At 62.6% G+C, this 24,546-nt stretch carries 23 protein-coding genes; 10 read left to right on the top strand and 13 right to left on the bottom strand.

Going from position 1 to position 24,546, the window contains the following annotated elements; all coding sequences use genetic code 11:
- Positions 1 to 143: 143 nt before the first annotated feature.
- The 13 genes from JQ558_RS30035 to JQ558_RS30095 all read right to left on the bottom strand — a co-directional run bounded on the left by JQ558_RS30035 (position 144) and on the right by JQ558_RS30095 (position 13,465).
- A complete protein-coding gene (locus JQ558_RS30035; protein ID WP_212274165.1) occupies positions 144 to 1,184 on the bottom strand; it encodes an amino acid ABC transporter substrate-binding protein in 1,041 nt (346 codons plus the stop codon).
- Positions 1,185 to 1,241: 57 nt separating this feature from the next.
- Positions 1,242 to 1,841, bottom strand: a complete 600-nt coding sequence (locus tag JQ558_RS30040; RefSeq protein WP_212208891.1) for a L,D-transpeptidase — start codon at positions 1,839 to 1,841, stop codon at positions 1,242 to 1,244.
- A gap of 262 nt (positions 1,842 to 2,103) precedes the next feature.
- Positions 2,104 to 2,259: a DUF2474 domain-containing protein gene (locus JQ558_RS30045; protein WP_212208890.1), complete on the bottom strand. Its 156-nt coding sequence runs from the start codon at positions 2,257 to 2,259 to the stop codon at positions 2,104 to 2,106.
- Positions 2,259 to 3,266 carry a cytochrome d ubiquinol oxidase subunit II gene (gene cydB, locus JQ558_RS30050; protein ID WP_249119081.1) on the bottom strand — a complete coding sequence of 336 codons (1,008 nt, stop codon included), beginning with the start codon at positions 3,264 to 3,266 and terminating at the stop codon, positions 2,259 to 2,261. The genes JQ558_RS30045 and cydB overlap by 1 nt, the downstream gene beginning before the upstream one ends.
- Positions 3,263 to 4,672: a cytochrome ubiquinol oxidase subunit I gene (locus JQ558_RS30055; RefSeq protein WP_212208889.1), complete on the bottom strand. Its 1,410-nt coding sequence runs from the start codon at positions 4,670 to 4,672 to the stop codon at positions 3,263 to 3,265. Before JQ558_RS30055 ends, cydB begins: the two co-directional genes overlap by 4 nt.
- A gap of 87 nt (positions 4,673 to 4,759) precedes the next feature.
- The gene (locus JQ558_RS30060; RefSeq protein WP_212296033.1) at positions 4,760 to 5,566 is read right to left on the bottom strand and encodes a hypothetical protein; all 807 of its coding nucleotides are present in this window, start codon (positions 5,564 to 5,566) and stop codon (positions 4,760 to 4,762) included.
- Positions 5,567 to 5,797: 231 nt separating this feature from the next.
- Positions 5,798 to 6,277 (bottom strand): hypothetical protein, encoded by a 480-nt coding sequence (locus JQ558_RS30065; RefSeq protein ID WP_212296034.1) that lies wholly within the window; start codon positions 6,275 to 6,277, stop codon positions 5,798 to 5,800.
- A 311-nt stretch (positions 6,278 to 6,588) separates the two neighbouring features.
- Complete coding sequence (locus tag JQ558_RS30070) at positions 6,589 to 6,780, bottom strand: hypothetical protein (RefSeq protein ID WP_212296035.1); 192 nt, start codon at positions 6,778 to 6,780, stop codon at positions 6,589 to 6,591.
- A gap of 174 nt (positions 6,781 to 6,954) precedes the next feature.
- The gene (locus JQ558_RS30075; RefSeq protein ID WP_212208885.1) at positions 6,955 to 7,566 is read right to left on the bottom strand and encodes a sigma-70 family RNA polymerase sigma factor; all 612 of its coding nucleotides are present in this window, start codon (positions 7,564 to 7,566) and stop codon (positions 6,955 to 6,957) included.
- Positions 7,567 to 7,922: 356 nt separating this feature from the next.
- Positions 7,923 to 8,660, bottom strand: coding sequence for a response regulator (locus JQ558_RS30080; RefSeq protein WP_212208884.1), 738 nt, complete (start codon positions 8,658 to 8,660; stop codon positions 7,923 to 7,925).
- Positions 8,657 to 10,402, bottom strand: a complete 1,746-nt coding sequence (locus JQ558_RS30085) for a DUF3369 domain-containing protein (protein ID WP_212208883.1) — start codon at positions 10,400 to 10,402, stop codon at positions 8,657 to 8,659. The genes JQ558_RS30080 and JQ558_RS30085 overlap by 4 nt, the downstream gene beginning before the upstream one ends.
- Complete coding sequence (locus JQ558_RS30090; protein WP_312014864.1) at positions 10,372 to 12,414, bottom strand: ATP-binding protein; 2,043 nt, start codon at positions 12,412 to 12,414, stop codon at positions 10,372 to 10,374. Before JQ558_RS30090 ends, JQ558_RS30085 begins: the two co-directional genes overlap by 31 nt.
- Positions 12,415 to 12,469: 55 nt before the next feature.
- Entirely contained in the window at positions 12,470 to 13,465 is a 996-nt protein-coding gene (locus JQ558_RS30095; RefSeq protein ID WP_212296036.1) for a TRAP transporter substrate-binding protein, read from the bottom strand.
- Between the two features lie 226 nt (positions 13,466 to 13,691).
- Here JQ558_RS30095 and ugpB point away from each other — a divergent pair, with 226 nt between their 5' ends.
- The 10 genes from ugpB to JQ558_RS30145 all read left to right on the top strand — a co-directional run bounded on the left by ugpB (position 13,692) and on the right by JQ558_RS30145 (position 24,499).
- Positions 13,692 to 15,005 carry a sn-glycerol-3-phosphate ABC transporter substrate-binding protein UgpB gene (gene ugpB, locus JQ558_RS30100; RefSeq protein ID WP_409410607.1) on the top strand — a complete coding sequence of 438 codons (1,314 nt, stop codon included), beginning with the start codon at positions 13,692 to 13,694 and terminating at the stop codon, positions 15,003 to 15,005.
- Positions 15,006 to 15,115: 110 nt separating this feature from the next.
- On the top strand, positions 15,116 to 16,069 hold the full coding sequence (locus tag JQ558_RS30105; protein WP_212296038.1) for a phosphotransferase: 954 nt from the start codon (positions 15,116 to 15,118) through the stop codon (positions 16,067 to 16,069).
- A gap of 236 nt (positions 16,070 to 16,305) precedes the next feature.
- Positions 16,306 to 17,925, top strand: coding sequence for an ABC transporter substrate-binding protein (locus JQ558_RS30110; RefSeq protein WP_212296039.1), 1,620 nt, complete (start codon positions 16,306 to 16,308; stop codon positions 17,923 to 17,925).
- A gap of 116 nt (positions 17,926 to 18,041) precedes the next feature.
- Positions 18,042 to 19,055: an ABC transporter permease gene (locus tag JQ558_RS30115; RefSeq protein ID WP_212296040.1), complete on the top strand. Its 1,014-nt coding sequence runs from the start codon at positions 18,042 to 18,044 to the stop codon at positions 19,053 to 19,055.
- 5 nt (positions 19,056 to 19,060) lie between these two features.
- Positions 19,061 to 19,960, top strand: a complete 900-nt coding sequence (locus JQ558_RS30120) for an ABC transporter permease (RefSeq protein WP_212296041.1) — start codon at positions 19,061 to 19,063, stop codon at positions 19,958 to 19,960.
- 10 nt (positions 19,961 to 19,970) lie between these two features.
- A complete protein-coding gene (locus JQ558_RS30125) occupies positions 19,971 to 21,740 on the top strand; it encodes an ABC transporter ATP-binding protein (protein WP_212296042.1) in 1,770 nt (589 codons plus the stop codon).
- Positions 21,741 to 21,757: 17 nt separating this feature from the next.
- Complete coding sequence (locus JQ558_RS30130) at positions 21,758 to 21,937, top strand: DUF4089 domain-containing protein (protein ID WP_212296043.1); 180 nt, start codon at positions 21,758 to 21,760, stop codon at positions 21,935 to 21,937.
- Positions 21,938 to 21,944: 7 nt separating this feature from the next.
- Positions 21,945 to 23,321 carry an AtzE family amidohydrolase gene (locus tag JQ558_RS30135; RefSeq protein WP_212296044.1) on the top strand — a complete coding sequence of 459 codons (1,377 nt, stop codon included), beginning with the start codon at positions 21,945 to 21,947 and terminating at the stop codon, positions 23,319 to 23,321.
- Positions 23,322 to 23,335: 14 nt separating this feature from the next.
- Positions 23,336 to 23,728: an oxalurate catabolism protein HpxZ gene (gene hpxZ / locus JQ558_RS30140; protein ID WP_212208872.1), complete on the top strand. Its 393-nt coding sequence runs from the start codon at positions 23,336 to 23,338 to the stop codon at positions 23,726 to 23,728.
- Between the two features lie 33 nt (positions 23,729 to 23,761).
- Positions 23,762 to 24,499 (top strand): GntR family transcriptional regulator, encoded by a 738-nt coding sequence (locus tag JQ558_RS30145; protein ID WP_212296045.1) that lies wholly within the window; start codon positions 23,762 to 23,764, stop codon positions 24,497 to 24,499.
- The last annotated feature ends 47 nt before the right edge of the window (positions 24,500 to 24,546 follow it).

Raw genomic sequence — 24,546 nt, forward strand, 5'->3', positions numbered from 1 at the left:
GGCGGTGTCATCGCCCGGCTTGACCGGGCGACCCAGTACGCGGCGGCAGTCGTGATTGATCCGAAACGTCCCGGCGTACTGGATCACCCGCTTTCGCGGGTGACGACAGTGAGTGTGTGGCTACGTTCGCCGGCTTTCGGCCGTCACCGGATCGGTGGGGCGTACTGGATGCCGCCGTTGCTCCAGAGCGAGTTCAGTCCGCGCGGGATCTTCAGCTTGGATTCGGCGCCGACATTGCGGTCGTAGATCTCGCCGTAATTGCCGACGTGGCGGATGATGCGGGCGGCCCAGTCCTTGGAGAGGCCGAGGTCCTCGCCGTAGGCGCCTTCGGTGCCGACCAGCCGCATCACGTCAGGCTTCTTCGACTTCAGCGCCTCGTCGATGTTCTTGGAGGTGATGCCGAGTTCCTCAGCGTTGATCATCGCGTACAGCGTCCATTTCACGATCATCATCCAGTCGTCGTCGCGCTGCCGCACCACGGGCGCCAGCGGCTCCTTCGAGATGACGTCAGGCAGGATGGTGTGATCGTCCGGCTTGGAGAGGTTGATGCGCAGCGCGTAGAGCTGGGAGACGTCGGCGGTCAGGGTGTCGCACTTGCCTTCATTATAGGCTTTGACGACATCCTCCAGCTTGGCGAATTTCATCTCCGTGTATTTCATGTTGTTGGCGCGGAAATAATCCGCGACGTTGAGCACCGTGGTGGTGCCTTCCTGCACGCAGATCTTGCTGTTGTTCAGGTCCAGCGCGGAATCGATCTTGCGCGAGGCCGGCAGCATAAAGCCTTCACCATCATAATAGGCGACGGCCGGGAAATAGAGAGCGTTGTTGACCTCGCGCGACATGCTCCAGGTGGAATTGCGCGACAGAATGTCGACCTTGCGGCTCGACAGCTCCTTGAAGCGCTCGCTGGCGTCGAGGGGAATGAACTTCGCCTTCTTCGGATCGTCGAAGATCGCCGCCGCCACCGCGCGGCAGAAATCGACGTCGAAGCCGGTCCAGTCTCCCTTGTCGTCGGGGATCGAGAAGCCGGGCAGGCCCTTGTTGACGCCGCACAGCAGTTCGCCGCGCTTGAGCGTCCGCTTCAGGGTCTTGGTGTCATAGCGTTCATATGTGATTGCGCCAGCCGCGACCGCAGTTGCGACCGCCAGCCCAATGAGGAGGCCGCCTCGAAAATTACGTAGCATTTTTTAACTCACCAATTTCAGGGAAATGGATCTGCGGAAGAGACGGTACCGTTGCAATTACAGTTCGGGCTTCTGCCGGATGATCACCTTGGTGCCGACCGGGACGCGCTCATAGAGATCGGCGACGTCGGCGTTGACGAGCCGGAAGCAGCCGGAGGAGACGGCGGTGCCGATGGTGTCGGGGCGGTTGGTGCCATGAATGCGGTAGACGGTGGTGCCGAGATACATCGCCCGCGCGCCGAGCGGGTTACCCGGGCCGCCGGCCATGAAGCGCGGCAGGTAGGGCTGGCGTTGAATCATTTCCGGCGGCGGCGTCCAGTCCGGCCATTCCGCCTTGCGCGTGATGTTGACGAGTCCCTGCCACGTGAAACCCTCGCGGCCGACGCCGATGCCGTAGCGCAGCGCGCGGCCGCCGCCCTGGATCAGATAGAGATGGCGCTCGGCCGTGACCACGATGATGGTGCCCGGCGCTTCGTTGGTGCGGTAGAGCACCGCCGTCTTCCTGAACTGCGGATCGAGCTGGACGGACTCGTCGGCGATCAGTCCCGGCTGGTCACCCACATCGGGCTGGCGCAGCTGCGCATTGCTCTGCGAGGCTGAAAGGATCAGACCGCTCGTTGCGATCATCATCCAGATCAGGTGCCGAAACTTCGTCATTGCGGAGCTCTCCTTGTTGGCGCGTTGGCCAATTGGTTGGCGTTCTAAAGCATGATCCGGAAAAGTGTGAAGCGGTTTTCCGAAAAGATCATGCGCAAACAAAGAAACCAAAGCGCGATGACTAGCGCGCTTTGGCCAAATCAGCGGAACTATCAAATCTCAGGGCCAGCTTGATGGCAAGTTTAGGGCGGCAGGGCCGGTATCTTGCTGGAATGACTTCTATTTTCTGATATCACAATCGCCGGTGATTGTGGCAAAGGCGTCATTTCGGCGCGATCCAGAGCCGCAGGCCGTACGAGATCAGCGTCACCGTGCCAACGCCGCCGAGCCACAGCGCGGCAAACCAGAGCAGGCGTTGCGTCAGCGGCCGCGGTGTCGGCTCGCTGGAGCTTTTTTCGCTGGAGAACACTTTGGCCATCAGTGATAGCCGCTTTCGGCTTTGACCTTGCCGCGGAACACCCAATAGGCCCACGCGGTGTAGCCGAGGATCAGCGGTATCAGTATGGCGACGCCGACCAGCATGAACAGCTGGCTGTTTTCAGGCGAGGCCGCCTGCCAGATCGTGATGCTCTGCGGCACGATGTAAGGGTACATGCTGATGCCGAGCCCGGCATAGGACAGCGCGAACAGCGCCAGCGTCAGGAAGAACGGCTGGTAGTCATACTTGTTGGCGAGGCTGCGCAGCAGCATCACGGTGACGGCGGCCACCGCGACCGGCACCGGCGCGGTGAGGATGATGTTGGGCCAGGCAAACCAGCGATGGGTATACTGCACATGCAGGAACGGCGTTGCAATGCTGACGATGCCGATGGCACACAGCATCGCGACCAGCAGCAGCCAGCTCAGCTGATAGGCGCGGTCGCGCAATTCGCCTTCGGTCTTCATGACAAGCCAGGTCGAGCCGAGCAGCGCATAGCCGATCACGAGCGCGACGCCGGTCAGGATGCTGAACGGCGTCAGCCAGTCCCACCAGCCGCCGGCATAATGTCGCCCCGAGACCTGAATGCCCTGCAGGATGGCGCCGAGCGCGATGCCCTGCGCCAGGGTCGCCAGCAGCGAGCCGCCGGCAAACGCAATGTCCCAGCGGTTGCGTTCGCGCGTGGTGCGCCAGCGGAATTCAAAGGCGACGCCGCGGAATACCAGCCCGAGCAGCATCACGATCATCGGCGTGTAGAGCGCCGGCATCAGCACGGCATAGGCCAGCGGGAACGCCGCCATCAGGCCGCCGCCGCCGAGCACCAGCCAGGTCTCGTTGCCGTCCCAGACCGGGGCGACGCTGTTCATGATGACGTCGCGGTCTTCCTTCTTCGGAAACAGCGGAAACAGGATGCCGAGGCCGAGATCGAAGCCGTCCATCACGACATAGACGAAAACCGCAAAGGCGATGATGAAGGCCCAGATGGTCGGAAGGTCGATGGCTATCATCGGATCGCTCCCTCGGCGGCGACGCCGGCGGCCGGCGTGATGCCGGCGGCACGGGCAGGGACGTCGCTGCGCGGACCTTCCTCGCCGTGATGCGGCGGCTGTGCCATCAGGCGCAGGAGGTAGATCACGCCGGCGGTGAACACCACGAAATAGACGATGATGAAGGCGATCAGCGACGAGGCGACCGCGGGCGCCGCCAGCGGCGACGCCGAATCCACGGTTCGTAGCAATCCATACACCGTAAACGGCTGACGCCCGGTCTCGGTGGTGATCCAGCCCGCCAGGACCGCGATGAACCCCGACGGAGCCATCGCGACCGCAAAGATGTGCAGCAGGCGCGAATTGTACAGCGTGCCGCGGAAGCGCATCAGCAGGCTGAGGAGGCCGAGCCCCACCATCAGCAATCCCATGCCGACCATGATCCGGAACGACCAGAAGGTGATCGGCACCGGCGGCCAGTTTTCGCGCGGCACGGTGTCGAGGCCGGCCATCGGCGCGTCGAGGGAATGTTTGAGGATCAGCGAGCCGAGTTTGGGGACTTCGATCGCGTAATCCATCCTGCCCGCGGCCTGATTGGGCCAGCCGAACAGGATCAGCGGCGCGCCGTCCTTGTGGCTCTGGAAATGGCCTTCCATCGCCATGATCTTCACCGGCTGATGCTCCAGCGTGTTGAGCCCGTGCTGGTCGCCGGCGAGAATCTGGAGCGGGGCGACGATCGTCGCCATCCACATCGCCATCGAGAACATCACGCGCGGGCCGGCCAGGTGCGGGTCGCGCAGCAGATGCCAGGCGCCGACCGCGCCGACCACCAACGCGGTGGTCAGGTACGCCGCCAGCACCATATGCACGAGCCGGTAAGGGAATGACGGATTGAAGATCACCTTGAACCAGTCGACGGCGATGAACTGGCCTTCAGCATTGAGGGCGTGACCTGTGGGCGTCTGCATCCAGGAATTGGCCGACAGAATCCAGAACGCCGAAATCAGCGTGCCGACCGCAACCATCAAGGTTGCGAAAAAATGCAGTTTTGGGCCGACACGATCGAGGCCGAACAGCATCACGCCGAGGAAGCCCGCCTCGAGGAAGAACGCCGTCAGCACCTCATAGGCCATCAGCGGGCCGATCACCGGGCCGGTCTTGTCGGAGAAGGCCGACCAGTTGGTGCCGAACTGGTAGGACATCACGATGCCCGACACCACGCCCATGCCGAAGGCGACGGCGAAAATTTTCAGCCAATAATTGAACAGGTTGATGAAAACCTCACGCCCGGTCCACAGCCACAGCGCCTCAAGCACCGCGAGATAGCTGGCGAGCCCGATCGAGAAGGCCGGGAATATGATGTGGAACGACATCGTGAAGGCAAACTGCGCCCGGGCCAATACAACGGCATCCCAGCCTTCGAACATCGGCACCACCTGTCGCAGCTAACCCTGGCGTGAATCCTATCATGCCCGATGCGAGAACAGTACCGCGGCTTTTGCAGCAGAGGTCCTCTATCCGGACAATGTTCCGGCATCCGGAGGAGTATTGAGACGCCGAATGATTTCTGCGCGCACGGCACGTGCCGCATTTTCGTCGTGCTTTGTCGGGCTGCAGAAGGTCTGGCCCGTGTGCAACCGAATGCTGATGGTGCTGGTGCGGTCCTTGGAATCGGGCTCGTCGACCTCGATCGCTGCGACGTCATCTGTTCGGATCGTCTCGGCGGATGGCTTACCGCTTAACGCAATCCGCTCGATACGGATCTCGCCTTGCCGAATGGTCCAGCACGCGCCGGCTAATCGGTGCGCGTGGCGGTAGAGTGCAAAGGCAGCGAGAAAGCCGAGCGGCAAGAGCAATCCGAGCGCCATCTCCCACTCACCGATCCAGAATGCGATGAGGAACGGCAGAGCGCACAGGCCGGCCACAACCGGCACGGCGATTCGAATCACGCGGCCCAGATCGGGGTTGACCGGCGAGCCAAGGATGATCTCGGCGTTGCCGGCCTCGAGCGGGTTGTCGATGGGCGCGGCATCGGGAAGACCGAGCAATCCCGTAACCGTTGCGGTGGTTTCGTTGACGCGCGTGATGTCCGGCAGCGGTGGCGAGATCAAGACACCTCCGGAGGCCAACCTGCACACCAGGCTGAAACTCGCTGGGTAGCTGAACCTGTTCTTGCGGACGCGGACCTCTGCGATGTCGTGATGGCTGATCATTCGCTTGTGCACCTGGCCAAGCGGACGCTGCTCGCCGATCAGGATGCCGTCTTGCGTGATGATCCAGGCCACATTGCGTTCAAGAGCGGCAACGCCGATCAGGAACAATCCGAGCGGCACGACCCAGAGTGCAGGAATGAACGGTCGGCCGCCCGAGGCCCAGGTAAGCAGGCCCGGGACAATAATCAGAAGAATTACAACGCCGGAGCCCGCCTGGACAAATCGTTCCCTGAGCGAGGATCCCTTGCGCAGCCGAACTTCATCCGGGTTTGCCGCCGCATCCATTGTCAGCGGCTAACATCATGAGCGGCTCGATCGCGTCAAGCAGGAAGTGCAACATTACTCGATCACGATCTCGCCGGTCATGCCGAGATCGGCGTGGGTCTTGCCTTCAGCGCCCTTGATGTCGCAGCGCAGATCGGTGGCGCGGCCGGCGGCGACCGGTACCAGCCACCATTCGGCGGATTGCCCCGGATAAACCTCGATCTCGCGCATCGCGCCCTTGAACTCGGCGAGCGTAACGGTCTTGCCGTCGCGCTGTTGCGTGACCTGCACCTTTCGCGTCCACACCATCGCTGAGAAGGCGTGCGAGGTGAAATAATGCGGATCGTTGCTGTCGTTGCGCAGGATCAATTTGTAGAGCTTGCCGGTCTCGAACTTCAGTTGCTTCGGCGCGAATTCATGCTTGCCCGGCGAGCCCAATGTGACGGTGAGCTCGATCGGCGTTTGCCGCGACAAATCGCCGGCCGCGATCGCCGCCCCCGAGACAAGGCCCAGCAAAACAGACGCGCCAATGGCTGCGCGAAACGAGACGAACATGATGGCCTCCCCTGCGTTCCGGACAGGGCCGGAAACTGCTTAGATTTTAATGCAAGTGAGAATTAGTTGCAAATAAATCAGGGAGCGGTATCCACGTCCGGATGAAGGGGGGCCGCTTTACTTTGCATGGGGTTGTTTTCGAGATTTTTGTCCAGGCCCCGTCCTGGACGTTGGAGCGCCGCCAGCTGGCTCTTGGCGCGGCGCATTGGCCCGGCTCCCCAAATACAGAGCGACCCGGCTGGGGGGCATCCCGGCCGGGTCGTTGGAGGTTCTTGGGAGGTTAAGCCTTGGTCGGTCGTCAGAAACTTGGTTTAGCGAACGACGTCCGGGATCACACAGACCTCGGCGGCGCTCTTGGTGCTGCAATCGACCACTTGTTCGCGCACGAACATCGAACCGGTATCGCGCTGGGCGCGAGGGCTGACATTTTGAGCGGACAGCGAAGCAAGGGTAGCGACTGCGCCGAGCGGGACGATGAGGAAGCGGAAGGACGGCTTCAGCATGTTCGATCTCCTGTTCGGCGTTGGGTTGCGTTGCTGATGATGGGTATAGGGGCAGAGTTTTTCCGGGTGATGTCGCCAATTGTTTCATTTGTTTCGTCGCCTTTAATCTTTGGCTTCGAAATCGACCCGGTTTCCGCTCCCAATACCTATCTAACCGACTGAATAATCAGCGATTTATGCGGCGATGCTGTCCACGCCAGCGACCTTAAGCAAGTCGGCCAATTGTTTGCGGGCATAGAACATCCGGGTCTTCACCGTGCTCTGGGGAATACCGATGATCGCGCCGGCCTCTTCCACCGACTTCTCGTGGTAGTAGACCAGGTTGATGATCTCGCGGTGCGCCGGCGACAGCTTGGCGACGCAGGCGCGCAGGATGGCGCTGGTGTTGCTGCGGTCGAGCGACGCTTCCGGGGTGTCGGCCTCGTCGGCGATCTCGAGCACGTCGTCCTGATCGATGTCCTCATGCTTGCGCTGGCGCAGCGCGGTCAGCGCCTTGAAGCGGGCGATCGACAGCAACCAGGTCGAAACCTGGGAGCGGCCTTCGAACTGGCTGGCGGTGCGCCACACGTCCAGGAACACCTGGCTGACGAGGTCTTCCGCCATCGTGGTATCGCGCACCATGCGCAGGATGAAGCGGTAAACCCGTACGTGATGCCGGGAATAAAGCACGTGCATCGCCGTGCGGTTGCCCTTGGCAATGCTCTCCAGCAGCGATTCGTCCGATGTCGCGCGGGCATCGGCAATGTGCTTGCGGGCTGCAGCGTTGATGGCAATCACGTTCGGCATGACAAACTCCCAGTTCACCGCTTGGCGGCGTGTCGTTGGGAGATTTCTAGTTAATCAACGTTTCGGGATGTCTGCTCCGAAAGAGGAAAATGGTTTCGTGCCGGGGAGAATTGTTTCGTCGGGGCCGCCGCGACGAAACATTCGGGCCGAAAATAACAATAATTTCAATGTGCGGAAAATGGGAAGATTTCAGATCGAAAATCGTTCCGCGGAACCTACAAATCGATCGTCGTCCCGGCCTTGAGCCGGGACCCATAACCACAGGGCGTTGTTGTTTGGCGAGGTCACTACCACAGCACGCCAACACGACCGCTGCAGCGTATGGGGCCCGGCTCAAGGCCGGGACGACATGGATGCTAACCCTTTTCGCCGGTCGGCGAGAACAGATAACCGCCGCCGCGGATGGTGCGGATGACAGCGGGCTTGGTCGGGTCGATCTCGATCTTGCGCCGGATCCGCATGATGCGGAGGTCGACCGCACGGTCGAAGGCTTCGGCGTCGCGCGCATTCGCCAGCTCCAGCAGCCGCTCGCGCGACAGCACCCGCTTTGGGTTGGCCGCGAACACTTTCAACAGGCCGAATTCGGACGCGGTGAGCGGATGCTCGTTGCCCTCGTCGTCGCGCAGGGCCTGGGCTTCGAGATCGAGCCATTTGGTGCCGAACCGCACCAATTGCTCCTTTTCCGCCTTGGCGCCGGCGGCCTCGGGCGCCACCGCCTTGACCGGCGCGCTGCGGCGCAGCACCGAGCGGATGCGCGCCATCAATTCGCGCAGCTCGCAGGGCTTTGCAATGTAATCGTCGGCGCCTAGCTCGAGGCCAACGACGCGGTCGATCGGGCTTGCGGTCGCCGTCAGCATGATGACGGGGACATTGATGCGGCTTTTCAGGTCGCGGATGATCGAGAGCCCGTCTTCCTCGGGCATGTTGAGGTCGAGCACGACGAGATCGGGCACATTGGTCTCGATGACGCCGCGCAGGCTCTTGCCGCCGTCGCACAGCGTCACGGCGAAACCGTGCATCTTGAGGTAATCGCCGACCATTTCGCGGGCCGGCGCCTCGTCGTCGACGATGATGATGTGCTGGCTCTGGCTCATGGTGTCTCTGCTGCAGGCAGTGTAACCGTAAAGGTCGACCCCTGTCCGGGGCCGGGGCTATCCGCGGTCACATGGCCGCCATGCATGTCGATAATGCGTTTGACGATCGATAGACCGAGGCCGGTCGAGCTTTCGCCCGCGGTCGGCTTGGCCGACAGCCGCTGGAAGCGGCCGAACAGCCGACCGAGATCCTCGGGCGACAGGCCCGCGCCCTCGTCCGTGATCCGGACGACAGTGTTGTCTCCCTCATGGGTGACTCCGACCGTGATCTTGCCGCCGATCGGTGAATATTTGATGGCATTGCTGACCAGATTGTCGATCGCCTCGCGGATCCGGTCGACGTCGCACATGGTGACGAAATTCGGCGGTGCGGAGACGCTGATGGCCTGCTGCTTGTTGACCGCCGAGGGCAGATTGGCGTCGGTGACTTCGGCCACCAGGGCGCCGACGTCGACCGGCTCGCGGCGGATGGTGATGTCAAAGGCATCAGCCATCGCGTCCGAAATCAGATGATCGACCATCGAGGTCAGGCGCTTGGTGGCGTCGCGGATGTGGTCGACCTGCGCGGTGACGTTCTCCTTCGGCGAGCCGGCGCCGATCAGTTCGTTGAGCATTTCGGTGCGGCCGAGAATGACGCCGAGCGGATTTTTCAGGTCGTGGGCGACGGTGCCGAGGATTTCGTTCTTGAAGCCGTTGGCGCGCTGCAGCCGCAGCCACTGCGCCGAAAGCCGGCGGTTGGCCTGCATCAGCGCGCGGGTGCGCTGGGCGACGCGGTCTTCGAGCTGGGTATTGGCCGCATGCAGCTGCTGGTAGAGGATCACATTGTCGAACGCGATCGACAGCCGGCTGGAGAAAATCTCGACCAGCGCGCGGTCGGTGTCGGAAAGCTGGCGTTCGGCCTGCAGCAGCACCACGACCTCGCGGCCGGAGCCGGTGCGCAGGTAAAGCACGCTGCGGTGGTCGGCGAACTCGTTCTTGCGGCGCGTGAAGGCGTCTTCCACCATCTGCCGCAAATCCGGATCGAGCGACTTGGAGCTGGTGGTGCCGATAAAGCGACTGTAGCAGCCCGAGCCCGCCAGCACGGAGAATTCGCTGCCAGGGGCGCCGTCGTCGCGCAGCACCAGTATACCGGCGCAATCGACATTGAGCAGCGAAGCCAGTTGCGTCAGCACGCCTTCGGCGAGGCGCTGCATCGATTTGAAGTCGTACAGGGTCGAGGCGGCGTCGATGATGATTTCGAGCCCGCGCCTTGTCTGCACCATGCGCTCGAGTTGCTGGTAGCTGCGCAAGGCGGCGGTCAGCGAGGTGAACAGCTTGTCGGCGGTGAGCTCGGTCTTGGCCTTGTAATCGTTGATGTCGTACTGGACGATGACGCGGCGCTCCGGCGCCTGGCCGGGCTGGCCGGTGCGCAGGATGATGCGGACGGTCTCGTTCTTGATGTCGTTGCGGATGTACTCAACGAGGTCGAGGCCGGCGACGTCGGTTTCCATGATGACGTCGAGCAGCACGGCGGCGATATCGGGATTGTCGCGCATCAGGACGCGGCCTTCGGCCGCGGAATAGGCGGAGAGGATTTCCAGCGTGGCGCCGTGGAGGTTGTAGTCGCTCAGCGCAAACCGCGTGCCTTCATGCACCGCATGATCGTCGTCGATGACGGCGATCTTCCATTTGCGTGCAGACGAATCATCCGGGGCGGTTTCGGAATCGTCGATCAGGTGGAGGACATCGTCCTGTTCGGCCATTGAGGGGTTCCGTCGGCTGCTGCGTCTGTGATCGTGGGTCCGCTGGTTACAATTCCCTTGGCGACCTTAGGCATGATAATGCGGAAAGTGGTGCCTTGTCCTAGCCTTGACTCCAGCATCATCCGGCCGCCGAGCTGTTGAGTGACAAGATTATAGACGATATGCAAGCCCAGTCCGGTACCGCCCTCGTTGCGGCGCGTGGTAAAGAACGGATCGAACGCCTGCCGCTGGACGTCCGGCGTCATTCCGGCCCCATTATCGGCAAAAATGATTTCGACATCGTCACTGCCGCGGGCCCGTGCCGAAAGCGAGATCGCCCCGGAACGGCCGTCGGCGAAGGCATGATTGGCTGCGTTGAGGAAAAGATTGGTTAAAATCTGGCCGTAGGAGCCGGGATAGCCGTCGATCAACAGACCCTCCGGCACGTCGACCGACAGCGTAATCGTCGCCTTCTTCAACACCGGGCGCAGGCTCGCCACGATCTGGTCGGTGGCCTCGCTGAGGCTGAATTGCCGGCGCTCGGCATGGGAGCGGTCCACCGCCACCTGCTTGAACGACTGGATCAGTTCGCCGGCACGGTGCAGATTGGCCACCAGTTGCCCGGCGGCGTCGCGCGAGCTCTTGACGAACTCGTCGAGCTTGGAGCGGCGCAGCGGCTCGGTGCGCAGCTCGGTCTCGAAGATATCAGCGCGGCGCGCGAAGCTCGATGCCACCGTCAGGCTGATCCCGATCGGGTTGTTGACCTCGTGGGCGACGCCGGCGACCAGGCCGCCCAGCGCCGCCAGCCGTTCGGCGTCGATCAGGTTCTGCTGGGCGGCATTGAGCTCGAGCAGCGCGCCCTCGGCCTTTTCCTTCGACGCGCGCAGCTCGTCCTCGGTCTTGCGTTTGGCGATGGCGTTTTCGCGGAACACCTCCACCGCGCGCGCCATCGCGCCGACCTCGTCCTTGGCTGACGTGCCCTGCACGGCGCGATCGTAATTGCCCGAGGTGATCGCGTGCATCGACGCCATGATCTGCTGCAGCGGCAGCCGGATCGAGAGCGCGATCAGGACACCCGCGGACAGGATGATGCCGAGGAAGATCACGGCGATCGACAGCACCCGGCGCGAAATGCCGGCCAGCGTGCGGTCGAAGGTTTCCTGCGCCTTTTGCTCGCGCTGGCGCATCTTCACGGACAGGCGGTCGATCACGCCGATCGCATCGGCCTGGCTGGCGTCGATGGTGTTGCGCAACAATTCGGTCCGGACCGCAAGCTGCTCGGTCAGCTTCGCCAGTCCCTCGCGCAGCGCCAGGGTTTTCGCATGCAGCCGCGTCAGCGCCATGCGCTGCAAATCATTGTCGGCGAGGTCGGACATGACAGGGATGGTCTTTTCGATCGTCTCGGTATTCCGGCGGGCGTCCTCGGCCGACGCCGACGCCAGCGAAAGGTAATAGGCGTTGGCGGCGACCAGCATCCCGGTAAACGCCTCGCGGGATTTTCCGAGCGACGGCCAGATCAGCGCATCGCGGTGCCCGGTGGCGCCCTCGATGATGGAATAAAGCCCGGCCATGTCCCTGGCCGGGCCCAGAACCTGCTGCTCGTAGGTTTTCGCGATCGTCGCCTGCACCGCGCGCAGTTCGCCGAAACCGTTGAGGAAGCGGTCGGTGACCTGCTCGAGCTGTTCGACCGAGCCCGAAAGCATCGGGTCGTTTGAGGCGCGGTTGGTCAGCGTGCCGAGCACGGCTTCGCGCAGCAGCAGAATCTCCGCGAACAGTTCGGGGCTCGGCTGGTTGATGTAGCGATGGATCAGGTTCTGCAGCCGGCTGGTTTCGCTTTCGAGCAGCGCCAGGATCTTGTCGGATTCCCTGACGTGGCGGACATCTTCCCAGGCCGAACCGAGCACCTTGGCGCCGTTCCATATCAGCGCGGCCAGCACCACGACCACGGCGGAGTTCAAGGCCGCGATCGACAGGATGCGCCAGCGGATCGGGACCGCGCGCAGCACCTGGACGATGCGAATACGGCCGCGCACGGCGAGGCTCGCCGGCCGTTCCACTGATCCGTCCCGTTGCGAGGTTGCGGCCAACTCACTGCACCCCACGAATTCGTTCAATGAGCTGTGCCATCGCGGGGTTTTGCTGCGCCTTGGCGTAAATTCCCGCCATCGCCCCCTCGAGCGGCTTGCGGTCGAAATCGGTGACGATCTTGACGCCGGCGTCTTCCGCCTGCTTGCGCGAGCGCTCTTCGAGATCGCGCCATTTCCCGCGCATGAAGCGGCTCGAACGCATGGCGGCTTCGCGAAAGGCCTTCTGGTCCTCGGGCGACAGGCCAGACCACGCCTTTTTCGACATGACAAGCACTTCGGGGCTCATCGTATGTTCGGTGAGGGTGTAGAAGCCGGCGAATTTGTAGTGATCGGTGGTGACAAAGGACGGCCAGTTGTTCTCGGCGCCGTCGATCAATTTGGTGGAGAGCCCGGTCAGCACCTGACCGTAGGGCAGTGCGACCGGATCGGCGCCGAGCGAGCGGATCATCTCGACCATCTGCTCGGATTGCTGCACCCGAATCCGCAAGCCCTTGAGGTCGGCCATCGAGGTGACCGGACGGACGTGGTTGTAGATCGAACGGGCGCCGGAATCGTAGAACGCGAGGCCGACGAAGCCGTAAGGTTCGAAGCTGTCCAGGATCTCATTGCCGATTGGTCCATCCAGCACCTTCTGCAAATGCTCGATGGAGCGGAACAGAAACGGCATCGCCAGCACATTCATCGCCGGCACCATGCTCCCGATCAATGCGACGTTGGTACGATTGATATCGATGGCGCCTGCGCGGGTCTGCTCCAGGGTTTCCTTTTCCTCGCCGAGCTGGCGCGAATGGAACACCTTGATCTCGTGGCGGCCGCCGGTGCGTTCCGCAACCAGGCTGCCCATATAGTGCAGCGCCTGCACGGTCGGATAACTCTCGTTCTGGGTATCGGCGGCGCGAAATTCGCGCGCAAAAGCGCTCGTTGAGGCCGCTGTCAGGAACAACGCCAGAACAAGCATTATGGTCCGCGAAAGGTCGGCGCGGCGATACACAGGCAACAAATCCCCTTGTGAAGAAGTCTGCGGCGGGAAGAAAAGGTTCAATATTTTTCTAGCAGAAAGCGCCCACACTTGGCTATCCGGAGCCGCTGCAATCGTTAATTGTGCGCTGCGACGGTGGTAGTGGATTGAAACGTCCGGCGCGGGCATCTATGACGGCGCAGCGCGCAGATTTGATCGCGGCCCTGACAAGCGGTTTTGGCAAAGTGATTCATCAGTGAAGTCGATCTTGAGGCTGTTTCAGTTCGTCGCGCTCGCACTCACCGTGCTGGTGTCTCCGGCGCAAGCGACCACCGAGATCATGTGGTGGCACGCGATGTCGGGTGAGCTCGGCAAGCAGCTGGAGAAGCTCGCGGCCGATTTCAACGCCTCGCAATCCGACTACCGGATCGTTCCGACCTACAAGGGCAATTACACCGAAACGGTGACGGCGGCGATCTTCGCCTTCCGTTCGCGCAGCCAGCCCGCCATCGTTCAGGTCAACGAGATCGCGACCGCGACCATGATGGCGGCAAAAGGCGCGATCTATCCGGTGTTCGAGTTGATGCGCGACCAGTCGGAGCCGTTCTCGCCGGCGGCCTATCTGCCGGCCGTCGCCGGCTATTATTCCGACGTCGCCGGCAACATGCTGTCGTTCCCGTTCAACGCCTCGACACCGATCCTCTACTACAACAAGGACCTGTTCCGCGCCGCCGGTCTCGATCCGGAAGTCGCACCGAAGACCTGGCCCGAGGTGGGGGCCGCGGCGAAGAAGCTGCGCACGGCCGGCGCGGTGTGCGGTCTGACCACCTCCTGGCCTTCCTGGATCAATGTCGAGAATTTTTCGGCATTCCATAACCTGCCGCTGGCGACCAAGGGCAATGGGTTTGGCGGTCTCGACGCCGAACTGACCTTCAACAATCCGACCGTGGTGCGCCACATCACGCAGCTGGCGGAATGGCAGACCACGAAAGTGTACGACTATAGCGGCCGCGGCCAGTCGGCCGAGCCGCGCTTCCAGAAGGGCGAGTGCGGAATCTTCATCGGCTCGTCGGCGACCCGCGCCGACATCAAGGCCAATTCGAAATTCGAGGTCGGCTACGGCCTGATGCCGTACTATTCCGACGTCAACGGCGCGCCGCAGAACACCATCATCGGCGGCGCGACCTTGTGGGTGCTGCGGGCCCGGCCACGCGATGAATATACCGGGGTCGCGAAGTTTTTCGCGTTTCTCTCGAAGCCGGAAGTTCAGGCGGCCTGGCACCAGAACACCGGCTACCTGCCGATCACCCGCGCCGCCTTCGACCTTTCACGGGCGCAGGGGTTCTATGATCGCAATCCCGGCGCGGCGATCTCGATCGAGCAGATGACCCTGAAGCCGCCGACCGAGCACTCCAAGGGAATCCGGCTTGGCTCGTTCGTGCTGATCCGCGACGCGATCGACGAGGAACTGGAGCAGGTCTTCAGTGGCAAGCGGCCCGCGCAAGCCGCCCTCGACCTCGCCGCCGAGCGGGGCAACCGTCTGCTGCGCCAGTTCGAGCGGGCGAATCCGGACCGATAGGACGCGTAGGGTTTCGACTTTTCCGTCATTGCGAGCGAAGCGAAGCAATCCATCGCTCCCAAGGAAAGAAAGAATGGATGCTTCGCTTTGCTCGCAATGACGGTTGTGTGATGACACCTTCACTGCCGGCCCTCGCAGACTACGAAGCCTTCCATGCCTGGCGCGCCGACCAGTCCCGCTGGCTGCCGGTGGCATCAGACGTCGCGCACGGCCATGGCCTGAAAGCAACATCGCCGCATGTCTTCGCGACCGGTACCAACCTCGTCGTCGGCCTTGGCGATGACCTGATCCTGAAGCTTTTCCCGCCAATGCTTCGCGGCCAGTTTGTCTCCGAGCGCGCATCGCTGAGGCAGTTGCGCGGACAATTGAGCCTCCCGATTCCGGAAATTCTGTTCGAAGGCGAGCGCGACGGCTGGCCCTATCTCATCTTCACGCGGCTGCACGGTGTCGTCGGCTCCGAGGTCTGGCCGACGCTGCCTGAAGACCAGAAGGAACGCGTGCTTGCGCAGATCGGCGCGACCATCGCCGAAGTGCAGCGCGCCCCGCTCGGAGAACTCGCAAGCATCGAGCCGCAATGGGCTGACTTCATCCCGAAACAAATCGAGGGCTGTCGCGCGCGCCACACGCGCCTCGGATTGCCGCCAAAATTCCTTGCCGGGTTCGACGATATCCTGCGCGATGCGGCATCGCTCATTCCGTTGGACGCGCCGCCGGTCATCCTCACCGGCGAATACATTCCGGAGAATTTTCTGCTGAGCCGCGACGGCAATGGGTGGCGTCTCTCGGGGCTGTTCGACTTCGGCGACGTGATGACGGGTTTTGGCGAGTATGACCTGTTGGGGCCGAGCGCCTTCATGACCGCGGGGGTGAGGCGACGGGTGCGCAGCCTGTTCGAGGGGTTTGGGTATTCAAGCGCCGATATCCATCCGGCGATGAAGCGGCGGTTGATGGCGCTGATGCTGCTGCATCAGCACAGCGACCCGATCCGGCATATCCAGATCGAAGGCTGGCAGGAGAAAGCCGGCGACCTCGTTGAACTGCAGGATCTGGTGTGGCCGACCTGACGGGTGCGACGAAGCCGCACATCAAACAGGCGCTCAAAATATTTGCATAATTAGTGAGCAAACATGCCTCTTTGTATGCAATTTGAGCCTCGCTTTGAGGAGCCGAATGCATCAAAAATTCATATTCGTTCGTATTATCAGTCAATTAGATCGTGTTTAGTTTTCCATTAAGGTTTGGCACGAACCTTGCGATTCCCGGTTCCAAAGCCGTTCCCCTCAGGCGTTGGAGCATCACCATGAAGCGTCGCGATTTCCTGAAATCCGTCACGGGGGTCGCCGCGGGCGCCCTGGTGCCGGCGCCGGCCATTTTCTCTCCCGCCAAGGCCGATGCGCGGTCGGAGACGCTTTTGATCGTCTCGGAAGGCGGTCCCAACAACCTCGACATCCATGGCGTCGGCACCAACGTGCCCGGCTATGAAGTGTCGTGGAATTGCTACGACCGCCTGATCACCCATGAGATGAAGAGCGGGCCCGGCGGCGTGCCGTATTACGACCGCGACAAGTTCAAGGGCGAACTCGCCGACGACATGAAGATCGACGACATGTCGGTGACCTTCAAGCTGAAGAAGAACGCGAAATTCCATGACGGCACGCCGGTGACGTCCAAGGACGTCAAATGGTCGCTCGATCGCGCGGTCTCGGTCGGCGGCTTTCCGACCTTCCAGATGAGCGCGGGCTCGCTGACCAAGCCGGAGCAGTTCGTTGTCGTCGATGACAACACGCTGCGAGTGGACTTTGCCAAGAAGGACCGCCTGACGATCCCCGATCTCGCCGTCATCGTGCCCTGCATTGTCAATTCGGAGTTGGTGAAGAAGAACGCCTCCGAGAAGGATCCCTGGGGTCTCGAATATACAAAACAGCAGACCGCGGGCTCCGGCGCCTACAAGCTGTCGAAGTGGACCGCCGGCACCGAAGTCATCATGGAGCGCAACGACGCCTGGGTCGGTGGTCCCCTGCCGAAGATCAAACGTGTGATCTGGCGCATGGTGCCGCAGGCCGGCAACCGCCGCGCGCTGCTGGAGCGTGGCGACGCCGACATCTCCTATGAACTGCCGTTCAAGGATTTCCAGGAGATGAAGGCCAACGGCAAGCTCAACGTGGTGTCGCTGCCGTTCAGTAACGGTATCCAGTATATCGGCATGAACGTCACCAAGCCGCCGTTCGACAATCCCAAGGTGCGTCAGGCGATCGCCTACGCGCTTCCCTATCAAAAAATCATGGACGTCGTGCTGTTCGGCCTCGCCAACCCGATGTTCGGCGCATCCGCCGACAAGGCCACCGAGGTGGCGTGGCCGCAGCCGACCAAATTCTCCACCGATATGGCCAAGGCGAAGGCGCTGCTCAGCGAGGCCGGCTACGCCAGCGGTTTCGAGACCACGATCTCGTTCGATCTCAATTTCGCAGGGGTCAACGAGCCGCTCTGCGTGCTGGTGCAGGAGAGCCTCGCGCAGCTCGGCATCAAGGCCACGATCAACAAGATCCCCGGCGCCAACTGGCGCACCGAACTAAACAAGAAGGAGATGCCGCTCTACACCAACGTGTTCTCGGGCTGGCTCGATTACCCCGAATACTTCTTCTACTGGTGCTATCACGGCAACAATTCCGTCTTCAACACCATGAGCTACAAGTCGCCGGAGATGGACAGACTGATCGACGGCGCGCGCAACGCGGCCTCGACCGGCGACAAGGCGGCCTACGACAGCGACGTGAAGGGTTTCGTCGATCTCGCCTACAAGGATATCCCGCGGATTCCGCTGTATCAGCCCTTCGTCAACGTCGCGATGCAGAAGAACATCTCGGGCTATCAATACTGGTTCCACCGAAGGCTCGACTATCGTGCGCTGGTGAAGGCGTGAGGGGCGAATGGTGAGTAGCGAATGGCGAATAGGGGGTAGTGAAGGATGAAAGAACGTAGCCGCGATCGTCCATTCACTATTTGCCATTCGCTATTCGCTGGCGCGGAGCGCCTGCCATGCTGACCATGATCGGCAAGCGGCTGATGTTCGCGATCCCGTCGTTGATCGGGGTCGTGATCGTCACGTTTCTGCTGACGCGGGCGCTGCCTGGCGATCCCGCCGCGTACTTTGCCGGGCCCGCCGCGACCAAGGAGGCGGTCGAGCAGATCCGGAAAAAACTCGGCCTCGACAAGCCGCTGATCGAACAGTTCTTCCGCTACACCAATGATCTCGCCCATGGCGATTTCGGCAATTCGCTGACCACCGGCCAGCCGGTCGCCGCCGAAATCCGCAATCGCCTGCCGGCTTCCGCCGAGCTGACGCTGCTCGGCCTGTTCGTTTCCATCGTGATCGCCATCCCGCTCGGCGTGCTCGCCGCCACAAGGCCCGGCTCGTGGATCGATCATCTCTGCCGCATAACGACGACGGCCGGCGTCTCGCTGCCGGTGTTCTTTACCGGATTGGTGCTGGTCTACGTCTTCTATTTCCGGCTCGGCTGGTCGCCGGCGCCGCTCGGCCGGCTGGACGTGTTCTACAGCGCGCCGCCGACGGTGACCGGCTTCTATCTGATCGACACCCTGATCGCGCGCGATCCCGAGGCGTTTCGCTCCGCGCTGAGCCAGCTGATCCTGCCCGCGACGACGCTGGCGATCTTCTCGCTGGCGCCGATCGCGCGCATGACGCGGGCCTCGATGCTGGCGGTGCTGGCCTCGGATTTCGTCCGCACCGCGCGCGCCAGCGGCCTGTCGCCGGGCACCGTGATCATCACTTATGCTTTCCGTAATGCGATGCTGCCTGTGATCACCACGCTCAGTATGGTGTTCTCGTTCCTGCTCGGGGCCAACGTGCTGGTGGAAAAAGTCTTCGCCTGGCCTGGCATCGGCTCCTATGCGGTGGAGGCCCTGATCTCGTCGGACTTCGCGCCGGTGCAGGGTTTTGTGCTGACCATGGCAGTCATGTACGTGCTGCTCAATCTGGTCATCGACATTCTCTACGGTGTGATTGATCCGCGCGTGAGATTGGAAGGGTAACAAGCATGAGCACCGTTGCGCCTGCCGTTGAACCTGTCAGCCCCGCGCGAACCTCGGGACTATCAGCGATCTTCGAGCACACCCGCTATGTGCTCGGCGAGAACCGCGTCACCGCTTTTGCCTTCGCCCTGTTGATCGTGATCCTGTTCGCGGCGGTGTTCGGGCCCTACATCGTGCCCTACGATCCGCTCGCCAGCGACACGTCAGCTGCCTTGAAGGCGCCGTCGGCGGCGCACTGGTTCGGCACCGATCAGTTGGGCCGCGATATCTTCAGCCGCGTCATCGTGGCTACACGGCTGGATGTGTTCATCGCGGTGGCTTCGGTGGCGCTGGTGTTCCTGATGGGCGGCCTTGCCGGCATCGCCGGCGGCTATTTCGGCGGCTGGGCCGACCGCATTGTCGGACGTATCGCCGACACCATCATGGCGTTTCCGCTGTTCGTGCTGGCGATGGGTATCGTCGCTGCGCTGGGCAATACCGTGCAGAACATCATCATCGCGACCGCGATCGTGAATTTTCCACTCTATGCCCGCGTCGCCCGTGCCGAGGCCAATGTGCGCCGCAATGCAGGTTTCGTGCAGGCGGCGCGATTGTCGGGCAATGGTGAGTTCCGGATTTTGCTGGTGCACATCCTGCCCAACATCATGCCGATCATGATCGTGCAGATGTCGCTGACCATGGGTTACGCGATCCTCAATGCCGCGGGCCTGTCGTTCATCGGCCTTGGCGTGCGGCCGCCGACCGCCGAATGGGGCATCATGGTCGCGGAGGGCGCTGGCTTCATGGTGTCGGGCGAATGGTGGATCGCGCTGTTTCCGGGCCTCGCGCTGATGATCGCGGTGTTCTGCTTCAACCTGCTCGGCGACGGTCTGCGTGACATCGTCGACCCGCAGCGAAGAACCTGAGGACATACCGATGACCGCGCAGCCATTGCTCGACGTCAACGACCTCACGGTGGAATTCGCCACGCGGCGCGGCATCGTGAAAGCGGTGCAGCACGTCAACATCTCCGTGGCCAAGGGCGAGACGCTCGGTATCGTCGGCGAGTCCGGCTCCGGCAAGTCGGTGACCTCGTACGCCGTGATGCGGATCCTCGACCGCGCCGGCAAGATCGCCGAGGGCTCGGTGATGTTTTCCGGCATCGACGTCAAGGCCGCGACCGAGAACCAGATGCGGGATTTGCGCGGCCGCGAAATCTCGATGATCTTCCAGAACCCGCGCGCGGCGCTCAATCCGATCCGCAAGGTCGGCGACCAGATCGAGGACGTGCTGCGCCAGCATGTGCAGTCAGCGGCCAGTGATCGCGGCGAGAAGGCGATCGAGGCGCTGGAACAGGTCAAGATCGCACGGCCGCGCGAGCGCTACCACGCCTATCCGTTTGAGCTCTCCGGCGGCATGTGCCAGCGCGTCGTGATCGCGCTGGCGCTGGCCTGCAATCCGCAGCTTCTGATCGCCGACGAGCCGACCACCGGCCTCGATGTCACGACGCAAAAGGCTGTGATGGATTTGATCGTCGAACTCACAAAACGGCGCGGCATGTCGACCATCCTGATCACGCATGACCTCGGCCTCGCCGCAGCCTATTGCGATCGCGTCGTGGTGATGGAAAAAGGCCGCGTGGTCGAGACCGCGAAATCCGCCGATATCTTCGCCAACCCGGAACACGCCTACACCAAGAAGCTGATGCGCGCGACGCCGCGGATCGGCGTCTCTTTGCGCGATCTGTTGCCGGAGGAAGACGCGGCGGCGCTACCACCCGTCATGGCCGGGCTTGACCCGGCCATCCATCAATCTTCGAAAGATTCCTTTGAAGCGATGGACCCCCGGGTCAAGCCCGGGGGTGACGAGAAGCCGCTGCTGCTGGTCGAGAAACTGGTGAAGGAATATCCGCGCCAGGGCGCCACGGCCGTTCTCGGCAAGCTGTTTTCCCGCAAGCCGCCGATCGAGACCGAACTATTCCGCGCCGTCGACGGCATCAGCTTTACGGTCGGCCGCGGTGAGAGCGTCGGCCTGGTCGGTGAATCCGGCTGCGGCAAATCGACCACTTCGATGATGGTGATGCGGCTGCTGGATCAGACCTCCGGCCGCATCGTGTTCGACGGCGACGAGATTGGCACCATGCTGCCCAACGCCTTCGCACGGATGCCGCTGCGCAAGAGCATCCAGATGGTGTTCCAGGATCCGACCGACAGCCTCAACCCGCGCTTTACTGCGGCGCGCGCCATCGTCGATCCGATCATGCAGCTCGGCGACATCAGGGGACGCGATGCGCTGCGCGCCCGTTGCGAGGAACTCGCCGGGCTGGTCGGTCTCCCCATTAATCTGCTCGATCGCTTCCCGCATCAATTATCCGGTGGCCAGAAGGCCCGCGTCGGCATCGCTCGCGCGATTGCGCTGCACCCAAAGCTCGTGATCCTCGACGAGCCGACCGCGGCGCTCGACGTCTCCGTGCAGGCGGTGGTGCTCAATCTCTTGCAGGACCTCAAGTCGTCGATGGGTATGAGCTATCTGTTTGTCTCCCATGATTTGAATGTGGTGCGCCTCTTGTGCGATCGTGTCATCGTGATGCGCGCGGGACGAATCGTGGAACATGGCCCGTCCGAACAGGTCTTGGGCAATCCGCAGGACGCCTATACAAAGGAGCTGCTGACGGCGATCCCGCATCCGCCGTTGCCGGTTCACTAAACCTGAATGGGAGCGAAATGGCCGAACCCCTGGACGAATATATCGACGCCGTCGCGAAAGCGCTGGCGTTGCCGGTGGAGGATTCCTGGCGGCCGGTGGTGCGCGCGAATCTTGAAGTATCGCTGAGGCTGGCGCGGCTGGTCGATGAATTTGCATTGCCCGACGAAACCGAGCCCGCCAGTGTCTTCGCAGCCTGACCGCGCCATGACCGCAGAAGAGATCGCCCGGGCCGTGGCCGGCGGCAAGATGACCGCGCTCGCCGCGACCGAAGACGCGCTGGCGCGGATCGCCAAGCATGATTCGGTTCTGAACTCCTTCACTGACGTCACCGCGGATCGCGCACGTGCGAAAGCCCGCGCCGTCGATGTGGCGATTGCGGCGGGGCAGAAAGTCGGTCCGCTCGCGGGCGTGCCGTTCGCGGTCAAGAACTTGTTCGACGTCAAGGGCCTGCCGACGCGCGCGGGCTCGAAGATCAACCGCGACCTCGCACCGTCTTCGCGCGATGCGACGCTGGTGGAACGCATGGAGGCGGCAGGCGCCGTCCTGGTCGGCGCGCTCAACATGGGCGAATACGCCTACGACTTCACGGGCGAGAATGTGCATGACGGCCCGTCGCGCAATCCGCACGATCCGACACGCATGACCGGCGGCTCATCCGGTGGTTCCGGCAGTTCGGTCGGCGGCAGCCTGGTGCCGATCGCGCTGGGCTCGGACACCAATGGTTCGATCCGGGTGCCATCGTCGTTCTGCGGGATCTTTGGCCTGAAGCCGACCTATGGCCGGCTGTCGCGGGCACGGTCGTTTCCGTTTGTCGCGAGCTTCGACCACCTCGGACCGCTTGCGCGCAGCGTCGGCGATCTCGCGCTGGCCTATGATGCGATGCAGGGGCCGGATGCCGATGATGCCGCGTGCACGACGCGGCCGGTTGAGCCGGTGACGTCGCAGCTCGCGCAAGGCGTCGGCGGATTGCGGGTCGCAATAGCCGGTGGCTATTTCCAGAAGAATGTGTTTCCGGAGGCTGTCGAGGCCGTGGCGCGCGTCGCCAAGGCGCTTGATGCGACACAGACGATCGAAATCCCCGAAGCCGCACGGGCCCGCGCCGCGGCTTACGTGATTTCCACCACCGAAGGCGCTTCGCTGCATCTTGATCGCCTGCGCAAGCGCCCGAACGATTTCGATCCGGCGGTGCGCGATCGCCTGATCGCGGGCGCGATGGTGCCGGCGCCGCTGGTCGATCGGGCGCAGAAATTCCGCCGCTGGTATCGCATGCAAGTGCTGGAGCTGTTCAAATCGGTCGACGTGATCATCGCGCCTGCCACGCCCTGCACCGCGCCCAAACTCGGGCAGGTAACGTTCAAGCTCGACGGCGTCGAACTACCGGTGCGCGCCAATATCGGCATCCATACCCAGCCGATTTCGTTCATCGGACTGCCCGTGGTCGCGGTGCCGGTGCCGCTGGAGCCGATGCCGATCGGGGTCCAGATCATCGCCGCACCCTGGCGCGAGGATATCGCGCTTCGCGTCGCTCGTGCATTGGAGCAATCCGGCGTTGCTGCGGCGCCTGCGCCAAGAGGAATTTAGCGAGGAATTTAGCCATGGATATCGATCTTCCCGACGTGCTCGCTGAAGTGTCAGCGCAATTCGCGCGCTATGAAGCGGCGCTGGTATCGAACGACGTCGCGGTGCTGGATGAATTGTTCCGCAACGATCCCCGCACGCTGCGCTACGGCATCAACGAAAACCTCTACGGCTATGAGGCCATCATGGCGTTCCGCGCCGGCCGCTCGCCGGTGGGGCTGATGCGTACGACCGACAAGACCGTCATCACCAGCTATGGCCGCGATACCGCTGTTGCCTCGACGTTGTTCTATCGCGATGCGTGGAGCGGCAAGAAGGTGGGGCGGCAGATGCAGACCTGGGTGCGGTTTCCTGAGGGGTGGAGAATCGTCGCCGCCCACGTCAGCATCATCGACGAGCCGGCTTCGTAGGGTTGGATTTCGAAAGGATTTGGGTCAAACGACATGAGCCTTGACGATCTTCCTACCCGCAGCCCGCAATCCGGCCCCGAAGGCGAGCCGGTGGTGCGGCGCGTCGACCGCGCCTCGCCGCAGGCGGACAAGGTCACGCGCGCGGAGGAATTGCGACTGCAACTCGCCGACGAGATCGTGCGCGGGGTGCTGGCGCCGGGATCGGGACTGGACGAGACCGATATTGCGCGGCGCTTCAGCGTGTCGCGGACCCCGGTGCGCGAGGCGCTGCGGCAGTTGGTGGCGAGCGGTCTCGTCGAATCCCGCGCCCATCGCGGCGCCGTGGTGGCGCAGCCGTCGATCGAGCGGCTAACCGAAATGTTCGAGGCGATGGCGGAGCTGGAAGCGCTGTGCGCAGGCCTTGCTGCGGAGCGGATGCCGGCGGCGGATCGCCAGAAGCTCGAAAGCATCCACGAGGAATTGCGGGTGCTGAGCTACGCCGGCAATCCTGAAAGATTCCACGAAGTCAACGAGCGCTTTCACAACGCCATCTATGCCGGCTCGCAGAACGGCTATATCGCCGAGATGACGCTGGCGACGCGGGTGCGGGTGCAGCCGTTCCGGCGTGCCCAGTTCCGCAATCTCGGCCGCCTCGCCAAATCCCACGCCGAGCACGACCGTGTCGTGGTCGCGATCATGCGCGGCGACAAAACCGGCGCCGCGGCCGCGATGCGTGCGCATATCGAACTGGTGCGCGGGGAGTATGAGCTTTACGCGGTGTCGCATCCCTGAGCGTGGTAGGATGGGTAGAGCAAAGCGAAACCCATCATAACTGCTCA

Source organism: Bradyrhizobium sp. AUGA SZCCT0160 (genome assembly GCF_018130105.1).
Classification (GTDB): Bacteria; Pseudomonadota; Alphaproteobacteria; order Rhizobiales; family Xanthobacteraceae; genus Bradyrhizobium.